Source organism: Romboutsia sp. Marseille-P6047, from assembly GCF_900604535.1.
Classification (GTDB): Bacteria; Bacillota; Clostridia; order Peptostreptococcales; family Peptostreptococcaceae; genus Romboutsia_E.
On record NZ_UWOT01000002.1, the window covers coordinates 91814 to 112552 of the forward strand.

Genomic DNA, 20739 nt, shown 5'->3' on the forward strand with positions numbered 1-20739 from the left:
TTTTATTAAATAAATTTCTAATTAGAATTTGAAAGTTTAAGTTTTTTAGAGTTTTCTATAATATTAATAATATCCACTGGATGATTAACTAAATACTTAGGATTATAAAGCTCTAATTCTTCTTTAGGTCTAAATCCCCAAGTAACTCCAACTGTATCTATATTAGCATTAATACCAGTTTTCATATCAGTGTCAGTATCCCCAATGTATAAACAATTTTCTAAAGATATGTTTAGTTCATTAGAAATTATAATAGCACCTGCAGGATCTGGCTTTCTTTTTATGTTAGCTTTTTCACCAGCTAGATAATCAAAGTATTTATTTTCAAACATACTTTCAATATTTTCAATAACCCTATCATGTGGCTTATTTGATAAAACTGCAACTTTTATATTATTATTTTTTAAGTAACTAAGTAAATCATTAATTCCATCATAAGCTTTAACTTTATATAGGCAGTGTACTTTAAAATATTCCGTATAAGTTAGGATACCGTCTTCATAATGGACTAAATCTTTATCACCACAATGAATTAAAGCTCTTTCTACTAATTTTTTATAACCATCCCCTACAAATATTTTACACTCATCTTCACTAATAGGGCCTAAATTATACTTTTTTAAAGTTAAGTTAATTGTATAATTTATAGCTTTAATAGAATCTACTAGTGTCCCATCTAAATCGAAAATACAACATTTATACATCTAATATTCCTCCAATACACATTGATATATATAATTATATATTTATTGGTAAATTATTTCAAATAGCTTACTTGTTATAAGATTATTTTTATTGTAGAATATGGTAAAATTAAATTTTAGTTATTAGGAGTATATTAATATGAGTAATTTAGTTAATGCATCATGGTTAAAAGAACACTTAAATGATAAGAATATTGTAATTGTTGATTGTAGATTTAATCTTATGGATAAAGAATATGGTAAAAGGTCATATGAGAAAGGTCATATTAAAGGTGCTAGAAGAATTGATATAGAAACTGAGCTTTCTAGTGAGGTAAAGGTTCATGGAGGAAGACATCCATTACCATCAATAGATAAACTTAAAAATACTTTTGAGAATGTAGGAATAAGAAATGATTCAATAGTTGTTTGTTATGATGAAGGAGATTTATCAGGACCGGCAAGATTATGGTGGATATTAAAGTACTTAGGACATAAAAATGTATATGTGTTAGATGGAGGTATAAAAGAATTTGAGGAAATTGGGGGAGAAATTACAAGGGAAGTAGGAGATGTTAATAAGGGAAATATAGATATTAATATTCAAGAAAATATGAGAGCAGATATGATATATGTAAGGAATAGAATAGATAATAAGAATGTTGCTATTGTTGATTCTAGAGAATATAAAAGATATATAGGTGAATTTGAACCAGTTGATAAAAAGTGCGGTCATATACCAAATGCAAAAAGTTACTTTTGGATGAATATACTAAATGAAAAAAGTGGAAAATTCAATTTGAAAAGTAAAGAAGAGCTTAATAAATTATTTGAAGAATTAAAAGGATATAAAGAGGTAATCGTTTATTGTGGTTCTGGAATAACAGCTTGTCCAAATAGCTTGGCTCTTAGTGAAATTGGAATTAATCATAAGGTATATACAGGAAGTTTTAGTGATTGGATCAGTTATGATGATAATAAAGTAGATATAAAGTAATAATGTAAAAATAGTTGTCATAAATATGATATATATTTATAACAACTATCTTTATATTAATATATATCAAGTCTTCTTTGTGCTAATAAAGGTAACTCATTTCTAATTTTATTTACATAATCAAAATCTATAGAGCAAATACTATATCCTTCTTCTTCATTCATATGTGAAATAACTTCTCCAAATGGAGATACAACAATGGAGTTTGCATAAGAAATATAAGAAGCATTATAATCTCTAGCAGGAGCACATCCTATAGTGTAAACTTGATTATCAACAGCTCTAGATCTAAATAGAAGTTCCCAGTGAGCAGGTCCTGTACTCATATTAAAAGCTGCAGGAACTATTATTGCTTTAGCTCCATTATCTACCATTAATCTAGAAAGTTCAGGAAATCTAAAATCATAGCAAATGCAAAGTCCTATTTTACCAAATTTAGTATCAAAAACTGTAGCTTTATCTCCAGCATCAAGAGTATCAGATTCTTTAAAAGATTGTCCATTTTCCATGTCGATATCAAAAAGGTGTGCCTTCCTATGTTTAGCTATTTTATTTCCTAAATGATCAAAAACATAAGAGGTATTAAAGATATTACCATTATCATCTTTTTCAGGAATTGATCCAGCAACTAAATATATATTATTTTTTTTTGCTATTTTAGACAATAATGAATAAGACATATCACCTTCTTTTTCTGCATATAAGGAAAAATTAGATTTATCGTAAGGACATGAAAACATTTCTGGAAGAACTACTATATCAGCATAGTCTTTAGCAGATTTTCTTATAAATTTATCAGCTTTTTCTAGATTTTTTACTTTATCCTTTTCAACTAACATTTGAATAGTTGCTATTTTTATTTTATTCATAGAAACCTCCATATTATTAAAGAAATTTAATAATATAGTAGCATACTAAATAAAAGTTTTAGTGTAGAAATATGGGGGTAAAAACTAATAAATTATAATTTAGAATAAAAAGATAATCTTTAATAAAAATATATATATGAATATTAAAATAAAAGTTAATAAAAAAGGAGAAGTTTATAATGTTAAAAAAGGCAGTATTTGCAGGTGGTTGTTTTTGGTGTATGATAAAACCTTTTGATAAATATAAAGGAGTTATAAGTGTAGTATCAGGATATAGTGGAGGATATATAGAAAATCCAACTTATGAAGAGGTTTGCTTAGGTAATACAGGTCACAAAGAAGCTGTTTGTATTACATATGATGATGAAATAATAAGCTATAAAGAATTATTAGATATATTTTGGGGTGCAATAGATCCAACTGATGATGGTGGACAATTTAATGACAGAGGAGATCATTATAAGACTGCTATATATTATTTTGATGAAAATCAAAAACAAGAAGCTGAAGAATCAAAAAAGAAATTGGAAGAGAGTAAATTTTATAATAAACCTATTGCTACTAAAATAATAAAAGTCAAGAACTTTTATGAAGCTGAAGATTACCATCAAGATTATTATAAAAAAAATCCAGAACATTATAATAGATACTATAAAGGTTCGGGTAGATTTGATTTTGTAAAAAGAAATTGGGCAAGAAAAAATTTAACTCCAATTCAATATGAAGTAACACAAAATAATAAAACAGAACCACCTTTTAATAATGAATATAATGATAACTTTGATGAAGGGATATATGTTGATATTGTTAGTGGCGAACCTTTATTTTCCTCTACAGATAAATTTGAGTCAGGTTGTGGTTGGCCAAGTTTTTCAAAAGGAATAAATAAAGAATCATTAATTGGAGTAAGAGATTACTCTCATGGAATGGATAGAATAGAAGTAAGAAGTAAAAATTCAGACTCACATTTAGGTCATGTTTTTGATGATGGACCAAAAGAACTTGGTGGAATAAGATTTTGTATAAATTCTGCATCATTAAGATTTATACCAAAAGAAAAAATGAAAGAACTTGGATATGAGGAGTATTTAAATATCTTTAAAGATTAAAATAAGAAATAATATGTAACCATGAATTTTAAGTCTCATAAAATAGAGTATACTGAAAGTCTAAACCATTAGGGGGATTATAATGTATAGAAATAGAAGAGATATAGGTACACAAGATTTATCAAACCTTCCACCAACATATTTTATAGAATTACCTAAGAATATTGAAGAAGGTAATGAATCATTGATAGTTCAAATAAAATCTCAATATAATAATAAATATGTAGGAATAGGATTTGATGAATATTTTTATGCTAGTGAAGAAAATCCTACTACAGGAAAAATATTTAGTTTTATATTATTACCTAATAATGAAATATTGATTAGGTTACATGGTTCAAGGTTTTTAACCGTTAATGAAAATGGTCATCTAATTGTGGATTTTAGCAATGAATATCCAGACGTATTTAGATTAGATAGAATAGAAGATCAAGTATATTCAATATTAGCACCAAATGGTAAATACCTAAAGCTTAGAGACGAAGATAATAGGTTAGTAGCAGATGAATATAATATGAGCGAAAAAACAGGATTTAAATTTCGAATAGTACAATATTATTGATAATTTAAATAAAAGGATTGTTTATGTGATAAAGCTATTTACAATAAATTACATAATCAATCCTTTTATTTTAAAATTCTTTTGAAATATTGACATATGTAGATAAACTAACTTATTATTTTAATTAGCATATGTAAAATATTGTAAATATAAATAGTGGAGTTAGAGAGGTTGTGTTTTTATTGAGTAGGGAGATTTTTCAGGGAACAATTATAATGTATGGGCATTGTGATGAAGTTGATGAAAATGTGTTTATAGTAAAATCAAACAAAAGAGTAATCTTAAAAGATGATTCAAAATATGATATCGATAAAAAAAAGTATATAGGGAAGACTGTGAATTATACTATAGAAAAAATTGATGATAAAAATAATTTTATATTAGGAAAGATTGAGTACTCAGAAAATACTATGAAGGCAATAAAAAAAGATTTATATTGCAATGGTCCGGGTAAAATACAAAAGATTTTAGATTGGGGAGCTTATATAAACATTAATGGAACTCAAGTAAAAGCTTTAAATAAAGATATATTTATTGATAATACAAGAATATTTGAAGTATTTAAAAAGGGAGATATAATAGAAAATTTAAAGTTTAAGTCAAAAGAAAAATCTGTTTTAGAAGTTGAGTTAGAATTTAAATTAGTTGGTCCTAAAGTAGGAATAACTAAAGAAGAGTTAAAAAAGGGTAATGAATATGAAGGAACTGTAAGGACTATAATGCCAACTGCATGTTTTGTATATATTTTAAATGAAAGAGATGTTATTTGTTCTATTCCAGATCAACTAGAAGAAGATATAGACAGAGGTAGCAAAGTTATAGTCAAGCTTACAACTGTTTCTTCATTAAAATCTGAAAATGATAAATTAAGAGGGAAAATAGTAAAAATTATTACAGAGTAGAGGGAGAATAAATGAGATACTTCAATTTAGAACGTGATGAAAAATATATAATACCTGTAGATTATTATCAAGAAATATTAGATATAGATATAAACTATGATTATAATGAGTTATTAAAAGAACACTTAATAAATAAAGATTGCAAATGGATTATAGAGTTATGTAAGTTTATATATGGATTTAAATTTGCAACATTAAATCAAATAAAGCAATATATGGATTTAGCTGAAGTTGATTTTGATCAAGATAATATACATTTTTTAATAGAAAAAAATGTTCTGAAAAGATGCGTTCTTAAAAATATGAATTGTATTGAGAATGATGAAATAAAAGAAGAAAATATATTATACTGTTCAGGAAAAAATTTAGTAGAAATACTTAGAAATTTCTCGGCTATAGATAGTAGAAAATGGATGATAAGAGATATATCTAAAAGTGCAGAGCGAATTTTAAAAAATGTAATGGCTTTAGATTTTTATATAAACTTAGTACAATCTTATGGAATTGAAAATATAACTAATATAGTTTTAAATCCATCTCAAAGATATATGGTATTAGAAAGTGTAAATATAGAGTTAGAATTCACGTTAACAAATAATGAAAAAGAAGAATGCTTTATAGTAGATATAGTTAGAAAGAGTGATTTAAAAGCTAGTTTTTTTAAAAAGATATTGAAATTTGAAAGATATTTATCAAATGATGCTTGTAAAAGAAGTACTCATGGTATAGGTAAAAAGCCAAAGATAATATTTATATGTGAAGATAAAGAAATGTTAAATATAGTTTCAAAGAGATTAAGGGTATCTTCATTGCATATGAATACAACAGTATTATATACATATGATGAAATTTTAAATTTACAGTTTTTAAGTAGTAAAAATGCATTTAAGAGAAATGGTTATAATAGTGAAGAATTATATAGTACAGGAATTATATAGTACAGGAATTATGGAAGATATCAAACATGAAAGTTTAGGTGAGTTAAATGCATAATAATTATAAAATAAGTATCTCCTGTGGACATATTTCTACAAGTTATAATGAGATAGCAAAGTGTGTAATAAATGGATTTAGTGATAAAATAAATGGACGTCTAAAAATATCTATAATGGATATTAAATTATGTGAGTTTTTACATAAATTCAAAATGGCAACATTAGATCAAATAAACAGATATTTTGAAGTTATTGGATGTAATAAAAATTGGTCGTATAGACTTGATAAACTAAATAAATCTTATAATCTAATAAATGAAATAAAATTACATAATGAGAAAAATGAAGATATAATATGTTATACACTAGATATTGGAGGTATGTACTTACTAAATAATTATTCTAATGAAGATATAAATCCAAGAGTTGATGATTTGACAAGTCAAAGAAAAACCTTTGACAGTATATTTCAAATACATCCTTATAGTGTAATCAAATCTTTAGTTTGTACAGAAGTATATCTAAATAAATTAAATGAATCTAATATAGTTAATATGGAGAATAGATTTAGAATAAGGGAATACATGCTATTAACAGATAGTGAAAAAGAATGTGGTAAGTCACCATTTTTAAATTTAAAAATAGACTTAATGTTAAATATAGATAAAACAATAGAAACTGCATATTTTATAAAAGTGATAATAGATGATGAAATAGAAAAAATATGTTTAGATATAGACAAGTTTAATATGTTTAAAGTGAATAGATGCTATATAGACAAATATTGCTCACTAGATGTAAAATCAGTTAAGCTAAATTTAGTGTTTACAAATGATGAATATATGAGAATTGTTGAAGCTGGATTAAGGTATATGGGGATAAATTTAGCTGATATAGTTTTAACTAATATGAAATTTATGATAGATAATAGCAAATCTATAAATGGAGTAGCAATTTAGAGAAAATAGGGTGGGAACATATGTTAAATGAAATAGACAGAGATATAGTTGTAGAAAAATTAAAAAGCAATGAAATAAATAATGCTAAAATAATAAAATTAACAGATAGAGGAGCATATATCTCAATAAATGGAATAAGTGGATTAATTAGAAATTGCGATTTTTCCTATGATAATAGCTGTATTGAAGATTTTTATAAAGAGGGAGATACAATTGAAGGTATTGAATTTAGAAAAATAAGTAAAAATGGACATATTTGTGTAAAGATAAAAAATAAATTTGAAAGTAATAATCCATTAAGTTACAGTGATTTAAAAAAGGGAAATTTAGTATTAGGAATAGTTAAAGAAATTGTAAATGGAAGATGTTTTGTTGGAATTATTAAAGACATAGATATGCTTTGTAATGCAAAATATGTTGAATCTAGAGAATATGAAGGTAGCAAAGTTGTATGCAAAATCAAAAAAGTTGATTTAGAAAAGGGCATACTTAGAGGAGCAATTGTTGATTTAGTAAAAATATAAATATACATAATTTATGATATAATTATATAAGAATAAATTTACTAAGGAGACAAATTATGAGATTATTAACAACTAAGGGTATTAGAAATTTAATTTTATCAGGATTATTATCAACATCACTTTTTATTGGTGGATGCAATAGTAATTCAAATATTGTAGATAATCTAGAACAAGTATCTACTCAAATATCAAACTTACAGGATACTTCAAATAATGAAAATTCATCAGATGAAGTACTTTCTTATGATGAACTTGTGAAATCTTTAAAAAATGGTAATATACCAAATTATGTTTTAAAAGCTACAGTAGAAAGAGTCGTAGATGGAGATACTGTTAAAGTCAAACTTGAAGATGGAAGTAGTGAAAGTTTAAGAATACTTTTGATAGATACACCTGAAGACACTAAGGAAAAGCAATATTTAGGAGATGTAGCTACTAGTTTTGCAAAAGAAAATATTAAGTCTGGTGATACTGTTTATGTAGAAACTGATGGAGCTAAAACAGATAAATATGGGCGTTACTTAGGATACTTATGGTATGATGCAAGTGGTAATAAAGACTATAAGATGTACAATGAAGAAGTTGTAAGAGCAGGACTTGCTAGAGTTGGATATATCTATGATGCAGTTAGACATTTAGATAAAATGAAATTAGCAGAAAATGAAGCTAAACAAGGTAAAAAATATATATGGTCTATAGATGGATATGCAACAGATAAAGGATTTGATCAAAGTTTAGCACCAGTATCAAATAACACAAGTAATGAAAGTAATACATCTCAAAGTAATACTAACTCAGAAGTTGTATATGCAAATATATCTTCTAAAAAGTATCATTCAACATCTGATGCTCATGCTATGAAAAGTTCCACAAAAATGACTGAATCACAAGCAAAACAAGCAGGATATTCACCGTGTAAAACTTGTTATAAATAAAGTAATTAATGAGTATAAATCAAATACTAAAATTTGGTTTATACTCATTTTATTATAATCATTTAGGAAAAATTTAACTGTATTAATAATATTAGAGAACATAAAATAATTTTATACTAAATTAAAGTTAGGAGCTAAGAAGATGACTTATAAAAAAGGATTTAGTATTTTATTATTAGTGTTATTTATTATAATTACTTCATTTAATACAAACTCATATAGTGAAGGAAATAAGAAGAAAGTTTTAATTTTAGCATCGTACAATGCAGAAAATGAGTGGGAAGATTCTGTAATAACAGGTGTAAAAAATAATCTAAATGATGTATTAATAAAAGTTGAGTTTTTAGATTCTACGTCTGCTAATTCAGATATATACAATGAGAGTTTTATGAAAGTATTAAATATTAAATATGAAAATGAAGATATAGATTGTATATTAACTATTGATGATGAAGCTTTAAACTTTGCTAAACAAAATCTATTTAATGAAGAATCATTTATGTATAAAAAACAAATAGTTTTTGTAGGCGCAAATAGTTATGTTTCATTAAATAAAGAAGAAGCTAAATATATTAAAGGACTATTAGAGTATCAAGATAATTTATTTTTTATAGATACAATACTTAATTTAAATAAAGATGTAAAAGATATATATTTACTCTTAGATAAAAGTATATATTGTGAAACTGTAAAAGAAAATGTAAAAGATTTAACTCATTTTACATCAAGAGAGTTTAATATAAATGTTTTATCTGATTACTCATATGAAGGTATAAAAGATAAAATAAGTAACATAGGAGATTCATCTGCCATTATTTTATGTGGAGTTTATAAAGACACTGACAATGGTGATTTTATGAAAGAAGAAGAAATCATTAAAAATATAAAACAAGTAACTAATGCTCCTATATATACGAAATTAGAAAAATACGTAAGAGCAGGTGCGCTAGGTGGAATCATAAATGATGGAGAAAAATTAGGAGAAATTAGTGCAATATTTCTTAAAAAAAAGTTAAATGGAGAAGGACAAAATATTACAATGCCATCTTATAATGCATTTAATGTACCTATGTTTAACTATAAAGCTTTAAGATATTATAAAATAAACCCACTATTACTTCCTCAAAATAGTGTAATTATAAATAAAGGTAAATTTGATTTATTAGTGCCAAGATATATAGAAATATTAATTTTGGGAGGAATATTTGTAATAATACTATTTATATCAATACTTATATATATTCATTTCTTAAATAAAAAGAAAAGATTAAAAGAAAAAGAATTACTTAGAGAGTCAATAGAAAGAGATGAGATAAAAACTGATTTTATAATTACAATGTCTCATGAGTTAAGAACGCCTTTAAATATAATAATAAATGCAAATAAACTACTTAGATTAAAGGTTTATAGTAATAATTATGATTCTGAATTTTTTAGTAAACAGATAAGTTTAATAAATAAAAATTCAAATAGACTTTTAAGGTTAATAAATAATTTAATAGATGTAAGTAAAATAGAAAGTGGATATGTAGATGCAACTTTTAAAAATGAAAATATAGTGGATATTATTGAAGATGCAACTATGTCAGTGGTAGATTTAGCAAAATCTTATGATATAGAAATAATTTTTGATACACAAGAAGAGGAAATAATAACAGCAGTAGATAGAAGTAAAATAGAAAGAATAATGCTAAATTTACTTTCTAACTCTATTAAATTTACTGATAGTGGTGGACATATATATGTAAATATAAGTAAGCTTAATAAAAATATATTTATAGAAGTAAAAGATGATGGAATTGGTATGTCAGAAGAATTACAAACACATTTATTTGAAAAATTTAGAAAAGCAATGTTATACCCTTCTTTAGAAAGGGCAAATGAAGGTAGCGGACTTGGCTTATTTATAGTACAAGGATTGGTAAAAATTCATAAAGGTACGATTAAAGTAGAAAGTAAATTAAACGAAGGTACAAAATTTACTATAACAATACCTCAAGTATTTGTAGATAAAGAAAACTCAAGTCATAATCTTATGAATGTTCCTTTAGCTTACAGTAGTAAAATTGAGCTTTCAGATATATATCATAAAGATGATTAAATCTAATGCAAAATAAATAGTTAAGGATAAATCAATATGATATTATGTTAAATAGAAAGATATATTAATTTAGGGGGAGGGGCTATGTTTAATATTTTAGTATTATTACCATTAGATGATGAAAAAAAGTTAAAGTTAAATTCAATAGCAGCTGATTGTAAAATTGTTTATTCAAGTCAAGAGAAAGTAACTAAAAAAGAATTAGAAGATGCAAACATAATAATAGGAAATCCTGATGTGGATATAATTAGATATTCAAATAATTTAAAATGGATTCAGCTAAACTCAGCAGGAGCAGATAAATATATAAAAGAAGGTGTACTTAATAAAGATGTAATTTTAACTAATGCTACAGGAGCTTATGGATTAGCAGTATCAGAGCATATGTTAGCTATGCTTTTAGAATTATTAAAGAAATTACATCTTTATAGAGATAATCAAAATAAAAAAATATGGAAAAGTGAAGGTAAGGTAAAATCAATAAATAAATCAAGGATATTAATCGTTGGCCTTGGTGATATTGGATGTAGTTTTGGTAAAATGGTTAAATCTTTAGGGGCTTATACAATAGGTGTAAAACGTAGAAATACTTTAAAGCCTGAATTTATAGACGAATTACATTTAATTGATAATTTAGATGAATTATTACCAAGTGCAGATATTGTAGCCATTTGTTTACCTTCAACGAAAGATACACAAGATTTATTTTCAAAGAGTAAAATAGAAAAAATGAAAAAGGGAAGCATTTTATTAAATGTTGGAAGAGGAAATACAGTTGATACGGAATCTTTATGCGATGCATTAGAAAATAACCACTTAGGTGGTGCGGGCTTAGATGTTATAGACCCTGAACCACTGCCTAGTGAACATAGGATATGGGACTTAGAAAATATAGTCATAACTCCACATGTTGCAGGTGGATATAATTTAGATGAAACATATGAAAATATTTTTGAAATAAGTATAAATAACTTAGAACGTTTTATAAATGGTAAAAAATTATGTAATATAGTGGACTTTAGTACTGGATATGTAGAATAAATAAAAAGCTCAAATGATAAAAGAAAAGATTTTGTCATTTGAGCTTTTTATTTATATCAAAGAATAGTAAGTTGCATATTATAAAATGATAGATAGTATTCCTAGATTAGGGGGAGATAATTTTATGAAGAGAGCAGTCTCTGTATTTATAGAAAATAAAAGACATTTATGGATTCAATTTAAATGTTTGTATACATCACTTAAATATATACAAAGTAATGATACGGATTTAGTAGTATTTTGTACTAAAGATATAGTAGATAGTATACCAAATGATTGTATAAAAATAGAATGTGAAGCAGCTAGTAGAAAGACTTTGTGGCAAAATTATGGATATATAAACTCTGTAGAGTGCATGACACATGAAAACTCTGAATTTTTAAATGATTATGACTTAATACTTAGAAGTGATTTAGATACATTCCTAACTCCAGCTTGGAATAATTATATTCCAATATTATATACCGCAGGAAGAGGAGGATATGTAAATGATGAATATACAAAAGAAAAAATATTAAATATATCTAATAAACTAGGATTAAAGCATAAAAATATATTTAATGTAGGTTCTACAAACTATGGTAATGCAGCTTTAGTACGAGAAGTTTGTAAATTAACTACAGAAGTATGTAAGTATATACTACAAAATGAGTTTATAGAAAATGAAGGAAATTGGCCTAGTTGGTATAAGGGGGTATCACTACTTTATGCTAATGAGATAGCTGTTAATCATTTGGTTGATAGTGTAATATTAGATGGTAATAAATTAGATTTTGGTAGTGCTAGTAGAGAAAGTATATATGACCATCCACATATTCATTGTTGGCATACTAATGATAAGTTCTCAAAGTTCATGTTTGAAAATGGAAAATATAATAATGAAAGAATTGATTTATTAAATATAAATGAAGTTGCTGATTACTGTATGTATATTGCATTAAAATCTAGAAATTTTATATAAATTAAATATTAATTATTTAATAATATTTACTATTTGAGGGGAGAAATTCAATGAGAGTAGCAATATTAACAATGTTTAATGGATTAACAAGTACTTATTCTTTGGTGAATGTAGTTGCTGAGCATATAAGGATGTTATTAGATGGAGGGCAAAAGGTAACGTTATTAGTTTGCCAAGATTGTAATGATAGTGAAAGGTATGGTATTTTCTTAGATGAAAGAATAGAATGGGTTAAAGTTTGTAATAGGTATAATGGAAAGCAAATACACTGGAGAGATTATAATTACCCAGGGATAAAAATGCATGGCACATTAATACCTGAATCAGAAGCTATTGGAGAAGATTTAATCGATAAATTAAAAGATGTTGATGTGTGCATGATGCACGATATTCACTATCAAGGATGGCATATGGTTCATAATTTAGCAGTCAGATATGCTCAGAAAAAACTACCTAATGTGAAATTTATAGCCATGACTCACTCCATGCCAGATACTAGCCAAGTTGGTAGAAATGTAGAATGGCCAGATTCTGCAAGATATTCACCTATGCCAAACACGATATACGCATATCCAACTGAATGTGGATTAGAATCTTTATCTAAACAATACAATGTAGATATAAGTAAATGTAGGGTAATAAATAATACACTAGATATAATTCAAGATATGAGTAAAGAAGTTCAAGAACTACATGAAAAAGTAGATTTACTTTCAAGTGATATATTAATAGTATATCCAGCTAGACTTACTACAGGAAAGAGATTTGAGAAGGTTTCAAGTTTAGCTGGAGTTATAAAAAAAGAAACAAATAAAAGTGTAAAAGTTATATTCTGTGAATTCCCATCTATGGACATTGATCCCAAAATGTATAAAAAAACTATAATTAGTCAAGGAGTTAGTTATGGTTTAAATGAAGATGATATAGTATTTACAAGTGACTATGGTCATGTCAGTGGATTTAAGAGAGAATGTGTTTTAGAATTATTTACTTTATCTAATTTATATATATGTCCATCACTTGCTGAGTCTTTTGGTTTGACAGTTTTAGAAGCTGCAAGTAGAGGGAATTATATAGTGCTAAATGAAGCTGTACCAGCGTTAAAAGAAATTGGAAATATGATTGACGGATATTTTATGAGATGGGACGCAAGGAATTTTTATGGTATGACACAAGAAAAATATTATCCAACGGAGTTAGAGTATTATAAATATCATGCTAAAAATATTATAGAGCAAATGGAAAGCAATTGCGTAATAAGAGCAAAAACTATGGCAAGAAATAGATATAGTCCTAAGTGGGTTTATGAAAATCAACTAAAGCCACTTTTATACGAATAAAATAGGAAATTTTAAGGCGTGCTATGTAAACTTAAGGCACGTCTTAATTTATAATTATATGATATAATCAGTATATAACAATTGTATAAGAGGTGAAAGATGAATAAAACAATAGGTATTTTAGCTCATGTAGATGCAGGGAAAACAACTTTTTGTGAGCAAGTACTTTATCATACAAATTCAATTAGAAAATTAGGGAGAGTAGATCATAAAGATACATTTTTAGATAATCATAATATAGAAAAATCTAGAGGTATAACTATATTTTCTTCTCAAGGTAATTTTAAATATAAAGGTTGTGAATATAATTTAATTGATACTCCTGGTCATATAGATTTCTCTCCAGAAATGGAAAGATCCATAAACATTATAGATTATGCAGTTTTAATAATAAGTGGAGTTGAGAAAGTTCAATCACATACAAAAACAGTTTTTAGACTATTGAAAGAATATAATGTTCCTGTATTTATATTTGTAAATAAGATGGATAGAACAGGAGCAAATATAGATAGTGTTCTAAATGATATTAAACTTAATTTAAGTTGTGATATTGTAGATATTAGTAATTCATTAGATATAAAAAATAATTATGATTTAGATGAGAATTTAATAGAATTTATAGCTGAAAGAGATGATATCTTATTTGAAAAATATTTAGACGAATACTATGATAAAGACATGTGGATTAATAAATTAAAAGAAGAAATTAAAAATTGTGAAGTATATCCGTGTTGTTTTGGATCGGCACTAAATAATATTGGTATAGATTCTTTCTTAGATAAGTTAGATTTTTTAACTACTACGAATTACTGTGATGAAGGTGAATTTGTTGGGATAGTGTATAAAGTAATTCATGATGAAAATAAGAATAGAATTACTTTTATAAAAGGTTTAAAAGGCAGTTTAAAAGTTAAAGATGAGATAAAGTATAATAATATTAATGAAAAAATAAATCAAATAAGAATTTACAATGGTGAAAAGTTTATAACTGAGAATACTGCTAAAGGAGGACAATTATTTGCAGTAACTGGACTTAATAATGCAAATATTGGAGACTATATATTTAGTAATGATTTCGAAGAAAGTAAAATTAAATTTTATAATACAAGTACACAAATTCAACCAAATTTAAAAGTTAAGGTCATATTTGATAAATCTTTTAATATAAATGAAGTTTACAGTTACTTTAAGATTTTAAATAGTGAAGAGCCATCACTAAATGTATTTTATGATGATAAGTTAAAAGAAATAAGTGTACATATAATGGGAAAAATTCAACTAGAAATATTAAAAGATATTGTAAAAGAAAGATTTAATTTAGATATAGAATTTGGACAATGTGAGATATTATATAAAGAAACAATAAATAAGGAAACAAATGGATATGGGCACTTTGAACCGTTAGGTCATTATGCAGAAGTTCACATAATAATAGAACCATCTAATAGAAATTCTGGAATAAGTTTTGAAAGCAAGGCATTAGTAGATAATCTACAAATAGGTCATCAAAACTTAGTAAAAACTCATATATTTGAAAGAGAACATAGAGGTATTTTAGGTGGATATCCTTTAACTGATATTAAGATAACTCTAATAAATGGAAGAGCTCACAATAAGCATACAAGTGGAGGAGATTTTAGAGAAGCAACTTTTAGAGCATTAAGACAAGGTATAGAAAAAGTAGAAAATATACTTCTTGAGCCATACTATAAATTTAGGATTGAAATTAGCTTAGATTATATAGGACGTGTATTATCAGATATACAAAAAATGAGTGGAGAATTTGAAGAACCACAAATTATAAATGATAGATCCATAATTAAAGGAAGAGGGCCGGTTAGTACATTTATGGATTACAGTATGGAATTACTATCTTTTAGCAAAGGTACGGGAAGTATACAATATATACAAGATGGATATGATGTTTGTCATAATAGTGAAGAAGTTTTAGAAAAAAGGAATTATAACAAAGATGCAGACATAGATTATACATCAAGTTCTATATTTTGTTCAAAGGGTCAAGCCTACAGAGTAGATTCTGATGAAGTAGAAAATCATATGCATTGCTTATAATTATTTGGGAATAGGAGATATAAATTATGCTTAATAAATTTGAAAAAAACTATGAAGTAACATATAGAGACACTGATGCAAGAGGAGAATGTTTTTTTACTTCTTATATGAATTTTATGGCTGATTGTGGACTTAGTCAAGAAGAGAAGTTAGGATTTTCATTGCCGGAAATGGTAAAAAATAATCATACATGGATGCTTTATGACTATGATGTAATAGTATATAAATATGTTAAATATAAAGAGAAGGTAAGAGTTATAACATATGCTAAAAGTTTAAATAAATTTTACGCACTAAGAGTATTTGAAATGTATAACGAAGATAATGAACTTATAAGTGAGGGAATTACATTAGCTCTTTTAATTGATACTATAAAAAAAGGCCATGTAGAATTCCTAATGAGTATTATAAAGCATATGGTGTAGAAAAAGAAAATTGTGGACAAGGAAAAAGAGATTTAGAATTTAAGAATATTCAAAGGTTAGATTATGAAAAAAAGGTAGAGGTACGTTATACAGATATAGACATGAATTGGCATGTAGGAAATGTAAAATATATTGAATGGGTATTAGAAACTATACCATTAGATATAATTAAAAATTACAGAACTCATCAAATAAAAATAAAGTATAAAAAAGAGGTTGTATATGGTACTAATGTAAGTATACAAACAGATAAATTGTATAAATGAAGAAAGTAATGAAATTAGTACCATTCATAAGTTAGTTAATGATCAATATGAAGAACTTGCATTAATAGAAACTTATTGGAATAAAGCTAATTTATAAGATAATATAAATATATTCAAAAATATGTAATAAATCCTTTAAATGATTATATATATAATTACATAAAAATAAATTATAAATATATAATTATAAAAAAGAGGTGTCTTATATGCTAAATAATATGATTAATATATATGACATTAGAGAAGATTTAATTAATTTTATAAACATAGTAAAAGACTTTAAAAATGAATATAAATTTACTGATTATGAAGATTTAAATTCCATAGAATATGAAGTAGAATTTGATAATGAATACAGTGATCATAAAGAAAGTAAAATAGAAGATACATGGCTAGATGAAATGGAAATCTTCTCAGAAAAATTAAATGAAATAGAAACAGAAAATCTTATAATAATTAGCAAAATTATAAGTTTAGGTAAAGATTTAATAAAAGGAAAATCTGAAAAAGAGAAAGTAATAATTATTCAAAATGAATATTTAAGTAATCTTTATGAAGATGAAGATGATTATTATGAAAGTAGAGAAGAAATTATAGAAGATTTGTTTTCTAAAAAAGGAGAATTATTAATAAGATATATTGAACTAGGTGCTAAAAAGCTAAATATTATATAAAAGAACCGCTATTTAATCTAGCGGTTCTCCTTTTTTTACACTACTTTCAAAAACACATAACGCATCAATAGTATTATCATAAAAAGTACAATCTTTACCTTTCGAACCAAAACCACTACAAACCTTAGGACAAATATCACGAACTTTACATTCAAAACAACACTTTATAAGAATATCCATAAATCTACAATCCATACTATACCTCCTTATTATAAAACTAGGACTAGACTAATTAGATTTAATATTTTTTTATGTAACTTACAGTATTTATATACCATATATTTAAATTTATAATTTGTTATAATTAATTTAATCTTTATATGAGTAATATATATAATAGATAATATAAGATTAAAATAAAATTATAGAAAGGGTGTAAATAATGAATATACTTATAACAAACGATGATGGAATAAATGCAGATGGAATATTAGAATTAGCTAAATCTATGAAAAGCATAGCTAATGTATATATTGTGGCACCAGATTCTCAAAGAAGTGCAACTGGTCATGCAATAACAGTTCATAATCCTATAATGGTAAAGGAGGTTTTTGTAGATGATGAAATAAAAGCATATGCTATTTCTGGAACTCCAGCAGACTGTGTAAAAATAGGAATAGAAGCATTATTTTCGGAGGTAAATTTTGACTTAGTTTTAAGTGGTATAAACAATGGTCCTAATTTAGGTACTGATGTTATATACTCTGGAACAGTATCTGCTGCTATTGAAGGGCTTGTACAAAATAAGCCATCTATAGCTATATCTTATGATAAATTTAATATTAATAAAGAAACTTATAAAGAAGCTACGAAATATGTAGTTGATATAGTTAATAAGTTAAAAGAAAATATGAATATATTTAATGATTGTATACTGAATGTAAATATACCAAGTACTGATATAAAGGGTATAAGAATTACTACTTTAGGTGAAAGAAAATATGAAAATGTTCTAGAGGAGAGAATGAGCCCTTATGGAAATAAGTATTTTTGGATAGGTGGAAAAGTAAAGGAATTACATCAAGATGAAAGTAGTGACATTGTAGCTGTAAAAGAAGGTTATATTTCTATAACACCTGTAAATATAGAGATGACAAATTTAAATAAAGTCAAAATTTTAAAAGATATGAAACTTTTATAGAATAAGTAACCTAATATATGTATATAAAATAAGAGAACAATAAAACTCACAATATTAAAAGAGGTGAAATTATGAAAAAAACTCTTATTTTATATGAAAGTAAGTATGGAAAAACTGAAAAATTAGCAAGAATTTTATCTTTTATTTTAGGTCCAGCTAGATTATGTAATGTAAAAAAAGAATTTAATGATATAAATGAGTTTGAAAATTTAGTCATAACATTTCCTTTATATGAGAATAATTTTGCAGAAAATATAATTACATATTTTGATAAGTATAAATTTGATCTTTCTCAAAAAAGGGTAAGTATAGTTATAGTTGGATCATCTAAAGAAGAGTGCATAAAAGCTGTTTTGAAACTTAAGGATATAATTAATAAAAATGATATTTACTATTATTTTATACATGGAGAGCACGATGTTTATGAATTTGAAGATAAAAAATCAATAACTTGTGGTATAAAAATAAAAGAATACTTTGATAAGCCAATAAAGGAGGCTCCCAGGGAAATTATAAAAAAAGAAATAGATAACTTTATTAATAGTAATAACACATGTACTCTATGTACTGGATATGATAATTTTATTAGGTCAACACCTATAGAATATAAATATTTTAAAGATAATTTTTATTTTATAAGTGAAGGTGGACTAAAGTTTGTAGGAATATTAAATAATAAAAATATTTCAATGAGTATATATGAAAATTATACATCAATGAGTAATTTAAAGGGTCTGCAAGTTAGTGGCGAAGTTAAAATTTTAGATTATTTTAGTGATGAATATAAAGAAGTTCTTAGATTGAATAATATAAATATAGGTAGCTTAAAAAATTTAAATATATCAATGAATATATTTAAGGTGAAACCAAATAAATATGAATATATAAATTCTGATTTAAAAAAAATGGGGTATGATAGTAAACAAATTTATATTAAATTATAACCTTGACTAATGAATTTTTAATGTTTAAACTAATTATATATTAATAAACACTTTGGAAAGAAGGACTAAGATGGAAGCAATATATAGAATAATAGAAGAGAAAATAGCACAATCAGGATATACAGGAGTTGTAGATGGTCAAGAAATTTACGATGAAATATGTGATGAGATAGAAGATAAAGAAAATGGAAGTTATATATTTATGTCTAAGAAAGAAGATGACATATTCTTTGAGTATAAAATAGATGTAATGGATGATGAGTTTAACTTATCTTATATAGATATAAATTCACCACAAGGTAAACTCCATATTGATTTTGATGCAGAATAAAGACATATTTAAAGTTTTAGTAATTATATAGTAGAGGTTAGGTGTGAAAATTTTATTTTTAACACCTAGACCTTTATATATAAACACAAAAACCTAAATATGTCTTTTTTATATAAGTTATGTAAAATAAGTATTCAATTATATTTTTAGGAGGGATTACATATGAATTCACATGATGTAGATTATGTACTTTATGGTGATGATATGCAGTTTGTTGAGATTGAGTTAGACCCTAGAGAAACTGTAGTTGCTGAAGCTGGAGCAATGATGATGATGGACAATGATATAGCAATGGATACTATATTTGGAGATGGTAGCCATAAGAGTAGTTCTGGTGGTTTATGGGGCGCTTTAGGAGGTGCAGCTAAGAGAGTTATAACAGGAGAGAGCCTTTTTATGACAGCTTTCACTAATGAAGGTCACAAAAAGCAAAAAGTAGCTTTTGCATCACCATATCCAGGAAAAATAATTCCCGTTGATTTATCTACTGTTGGAGGAAAGTTAATTTGCCAAAAGGATGCGTTTTTATGTGCAGCTAAAGGAGTAAGCATTGGAATTGATTTTAGAAAGAAAATGAGTGTAGGATTCTTTGGAGGAGAAGGATTTATACTTCAAAAACTAGAAGGTGATGGTCTTTGCTTTATACATGCTGGAGGAACTATAATAAGAAAAACACTAGCACCAGGAGAAAAGCTAAAAGTTGATACTGGATGTTTAGTAGCAATGACAAGAGATGTTAATTATAATATAGAATTTGTAGGAGGGGTAAAAAATACTTTATTTGGTGGAGAGGGTATATTTTTTGCAACACTTACAGGACCTGGTGATGTATGGATACAAAGTTTACCATTTAGTCGTTTAGCATCTAAGGTATTTGCATCAGCACCTCAGTCATATGGAAAACAGAGTGATGAAGGTAGTGTATTAGGTCCATTTGGTAATCTTTTTGAGAGATAAATAATTAGTT

The 20739-nt window shown here is 25.8% G+C and carries 23 protein-coding genes; 20 read left to right on the forward strand and 3 right to left on the reverse strand.

Going from position 1 to position 20739, the window contains the following annotated elements; translation table 11 throughout:
• Positions 1-17: 17 nt before the first annotated feature.
• Positions 18-704 (reverse strand): HAD family hydrolase, encoded by a 687-nt coding sequence (locus EIH23_RS02325; RefSeq protein ID WP_122638609.1) that lies wholly within the window; start codon positions 702-704, stop codon positions 18-20.
• 139 nt (positions 705-843) lie between these two features.
• On the opposite strand from EIH23_RS02325, the gene EIH23_RS02330 reads away from it, so the two are divergent.
• Complete coding sequence (locus EIH23_RS02330) at positions 844-1680, forward strand: sulfurtransferase (RefSeq protein ID WP_122638610.1); 837 nt, start codon at positions 844-846, stop codon at positions 1678-1680.
• Between the two features lie 56 nt (positions 1681-1736).
• On the opposite strand, the gene EIH23_RS02335 is transcribed toward EIH23_RS02330, so the two are convergent.
• Positions 1737-2549: a carbon-nitrogen hydrolase family protein gene (locus tag EIH23_RS02335; protein ID WP_122638611.1), complete on the reverse strand. Its 813-nt coding sequence runs from the start codon at positions 2547-2549 to the stop codon at positions 1737-1739.
• 179 nt (positions 2550-2728) lie between these two features.
• Between EIH23_RS02335 and msrA the strand changes: the two genes are divergently transcribed.
• The 15 genes from msrA (at position 2729) to EIH23_RS02410 (ending at position 17356) form a co-directional block, all read left to right on the forward strand.
• A complete protein-coding gene (gene msrA / locus EIH23_RS02340) occupies positions 2729-3658 on the forward strand; it encodes a peptide-methionine (S)-S-oxide reductase MsrA (protein ID WP_122638612.1) in 930 nt (309 codons plus the stop codon).
• 82 nt (positions 3659-3740) lie between these two features.
• Positions 3741-4220 (forward strand): fascin domain-containing protein, encoded by a 480-nt coding sequence (locus tag EIH23_RS02345; protein ID WP_122638613.1) that lies wholly within the window; start codon positions 3741-3743, stop codon positions 4218-4220.
• A gap of 215 nt (positions 4221-4435) precedes the next feature.
• The gene (locus EIH23_RS02350) at positions 4436-5122 is read left to right on the forward strand and encodes a hypothetical protein (protein WP_122638614.1); all 687 of its coding nucleotides are present in this window, start codon (positions 4436-4438) and stop codon (positions 5120-5122) included.
• A gap of 11 nt (positions 5123-5133) precedes the next feature.
• Positions 5134-6060: a hypothetical protein gene (locus EIH23_RS02355; RefSeq protein ID WP_122638615.1), complete on the forward strand. Its 927-nt coding sequence runs from the start codon at positions 5134-5136 to the stop codon at positions 6058-6060.
• Between the two features lie 47 nt (positions 6061-6107).
• Positions 6108-7016 carry a hypothetical protein gene (locus EIH23_RS02360; protein ID WP_122638616.1) on the forward strand — a complete coding sequence of 303 codons (909 nt, stop codon included), beginning with the start codon at positions 6108-6110 and terminating at the stop codon, positions 7014-7016.
• Positions 7017-7036: 20 nt separating this feature from the next.
• Positions 7037-7540 carry a hypothetical protein gene (locus EIH23_RS02365; RefSeq protein ID WP_122638617.1) on the forward strand — a complete coding sequence of 168 codons (504 nt, stop codon included), beginning with the start codon at positions 7037-7039 and terminating at the stop codon, positions 7538-7540.
• 56 nt (positions 7541-7596) lie between these two features.
• Complete coding sequence (locus tag EIH23_RS02370) at positions 7597-8475, forward strand: thermonuclease family protein (protein WP_122638618.1); 879 nt, start codon at positions 7597-7599, stop codon at positions 8473-8475.
• Between the two features lie 142 nt (positions 8476-8617).
• The gene (locus EIH23_RS02375; RefSeq protein ID WP_122638619.1) at positions 8618-10576 is read left to right on the forward strand and encodes a sensor histidine kinase; all 1959 of its coding nucleotides are present in this window, start codon (positions 8618-8620) and stop codon (positions 10574-10576) included.
• Between the two features lie 84 nt (positions 10577-10660).
• Complete coding sequence (locus EIH23_RS02380; RefSeq protein WP_122638620.1) at positions 10661-11617, forward strand: D-2-hydroxyacid dehydrogenase; 957 nt, start codon at positions 10661-10663, stop codon at positions 11615-11617.
• 124 nt (positions 11618-11741) lie between these two features.
• Positions 11742-12578 (forward strand): DUF7164 domain-containing protein, encoded by an 837-nt coding sequence (locus EIH23_RS02385; RefSeq protein WP_122638621.1) that lies wholly within the window; start codon positions 11742-11744, stop codon positions 12576-12578.
• A gap of 50 nt (positions 12579-12628) precedes the next feature.
• Complete coding sequence (locus EIH23_RS02390) at positions 12629-13918, forward strand: glycosyltransferase (protein ID WP_122638622.1); 1290 nt, start codon at positions 12629-12631, stop codon at positions 13916-13918.
• 99 nt (positions 13919-14017) lie between these two features.
• Positions 14018-15991 (forward strand): GTP-binding protein, encoded by a 1974-nt coding sequence (locus EIH23_RS02395; RefSeq protein WP_122638623.1) that lies wholly within the window; start codon positions 14018-14020, stop codon positions 15989-15991.
• A 26-nt stretch (positions 15992-16017) separates the two neighbouring features.
• Positions 16018-16416, forward strand: a complete 399-nt coding sequence (locus EIH23_RS16805) for an acyl-ACP thioesterase domain-containing protein (protein ID WP_122638624.1) — start codon at positions 16018-16020, stop codon at positions 16414-16416.
• 47 nt (positions 16417-16463) lie between these two features.
• Complete coding sequence (locus EIH23_RS16810) at positions 16464-16682, forward strand: hypothetical protein (RefSeq protein ID WP_330566171.1); 219 nt, start codon at positions 16464-16466, stop codon at positions 16680-16682.
• Positions 16683-16888: 206 nt separating this feature from the next.
• Positions 16889-17356: a hypothetical protein gene (locus EIH23_RS02410; RefSeq protein WP_122638626.1), complete on the forward strand. Its 468-nt coding sequence runs from the start codon at positions 16889-16891 to the stop codon at positions 17354-17356.
• A 12-nt stretch (positions 17357-17368) separates the two neighbouring features.
• On the opposite strand, the gene EIH23_RS02415 is transcribed toward EIH23_RS02410, so the two are convergent.
• Positions 17369-17551, reverse strand: a complete 183-nt coding sequence (locus EIH23_RS02415; protein ID WP_122638627.1) for a hypothetical protein — start codon at positions 17549-17551, stop codon at positions 17369-17371.
• 187 nt (positions 17552-17738) lie between these two features.
• Here EIH23_RS02415 and surE point away from each other — a divergent pair, with 187 nt between their 5' ends.
• From surE to EIH23_RS02435, 4 genes are all read left to right on the forward strand, one after another.
• Positions 17739-18497: a 5'/3'-nucleotidase SurE gene (gene surE, locus EIH23_RS02420; protein ID WP_122638628.1), complete on the forward strand. Its 759-nt coding sequence runs from the start codon at positions 17739-17741 to the stop codon at positions 18495-18497.
• 71 nt (positions 18498-18568) lie between these two features.
• A complete protein-coding gene (locus tag EIH23_RS02425; RefSeq protein WP_122638629.1) occupies positions 18569-19441 on the forward strand; it encodes a flavodoxin domain-containing protein in 873 nt (290 codons plus the stop codon).
• 70 nt (positions 19442-19511) lie between these two features.
• Entirely contained in the window at positions 19512-19772 is a 261-nt protein-coding gene (locus EIH23_RS02430) for a hypothetical protein (protein WP_122638630.1), read from the forward strand.
• Positions 19773-19934: 162 nt separating this feature from the next.
• The gene (locus EIH23_RS02435) at positions 19935-20729 is read left to right on the forward strand and encodes a TIGR00266 family protein (protein ID WP_122638631.1); all 795 of its coding nucleotides are present in this window, start codon (positions 19935-19937) and stop codon (positions 20727-20729) included.
• The last annotated feature ends 10 nt before the right edge of the window (positions 20730-20739 follow it).

Coding starts and splice junctions, on each gene's coding strand:
- EIH23_RS02325 (WP_122638609.1), bottom strand. CDS start 704: ATGTATAAATGTTGTATTTTCGATTTAGATGGGACACTAGTAGATTCT.
- EIH23_RS02330 (WP_122638610.1), top strand. CDS start 844: ATGAGTAATTTAGTTAATGCATCATGGTTAAAAGAACACTTAAATGAT.
- EIH23_RS02335 (WP_122638611.1), bottom strand. CDS start 2,549: ATGAATAAAATAAAAATAGCAACTATTCAAATGTTAGTTGAAAAGGAT.
- msrA (WP_122638612.1), top strand. CDS start 2,729: ATGTTAAAAAAGGCAGTATTTGCAGGTGGTTGTTTTTGGTGTATGATA.
- EIH23_RS02345 (WP_122638613.1), top strand. CDS start 3,741: ATGTATAGAAATAGAAGAGATATAGGTACACAAGATTTATCAAACCTT.
- EIH23_RS02350 (WP_122638614.1), top strand. CDS start 4,436: ATGTATGGGCATTGTGATGAAGTTGATGAAAATGTGTTTATAGTAAAA.
- EIH23_RS02355 (WP_122638615.1), top strand. CDS start 5,134: ATGAGATACTTCAATTTAGAACGTGATGAAAAATATATAATACCTGTA.
- EIH23_RS02360 (WP_122638616.1), top strand. CDS start 6,108: ATGCATAATAATTATAAAATAAGTATCTCCTGTGGACATATTTCTACA.
- EIH23_RS02365 (WP_122638617.1), top strand. CDS start 7,037: ATGTTAAATGAAATAGACAGAGATATAGTTGTAGAAAAATTAAAAAGC.
- EIH23_RS02370 (WP_122638618.1), top strand. CDS start 7,597: ATGAGATTATTAACAACTAAGGGTATTAGAAATTTAATTTTATCAGGA.
- EIH23_RS02375 (WP_122638619.1), top strand. CDS start 8,618: ATGACTTATAAAAAAGGATTTAGTATTTTATTATTAGTGTTATTTATT.
- EIH23_RS02380 (WP_122638620.1), top strand. CDS start 10,661: ATGTTTAATATTTTAGTATTATTACCATTAGATGATGAAAAAAAGTTA.
- EIH23_RS02385 (WP_122638621.1), top strand. CDS start 11,742: ATGAAGAGAGCAGTCTCTGTATTTATAGAAAATAAAAGACATTTATGG.
- EIH23_RS02390 (WP_122638622.1), top strand. CDS start 12,629: ATGAGAGTAGCAATATTAACAATGTTTAATGGATTAACAAGTACTTAT.
- EIH23_RS02395 (WP_122638623.1), top strand. CDS start 14,018: ATGAATAAAACAATAGGTATTTTAGCTCATGTAGATGCAGGGAAAACA.
- EIH23_RS16805 (WP_122638624.1), top strand. CDS start 16,018: ATGCTTAATAAATTTGAAAAAAACTATGAAGTAACATATAGAGACACT.
- EIH23_RS02410 (WP_122638626.1), top strand. CDS start 16,889: ATGCTAAATAATATGATTAATATATATGACATTAGAGAAGATTTAATT.
- EIH23_RS02415 (WP_122638627.1), bottom strand. CDS start 17,551: ATGGATTGTAGATTTATGGATATTCTTATAAAGTGTTGTTTTGAATGT.
- surE (WP_122638628.1), top strand. CDS start 17,739: ATGAATATACTTATAACAAACGATGATGGAATAAATGCAGATGGAATA.
- EIH23_RS02425 (WP_122638629.1), top strand. CDS start 18,569: ATGAAAAAAACTCTTATTTTATATGAAAGTAAGTATGGAAAAACTGAA.
- EIH23_RS02430 (WP_122638630.1), top strand. CDS start 19,512: ATGGAAGCAATATATAGAATAATAGAAGAGAAAATAGCACAATCAGGA.
- EIH23_RS02435 (WP_122638631.1), top strand. CDS start 19,935: ATGAATTCACATGATGTAGATTATGTACTTTATGGTGATGATATGCAG.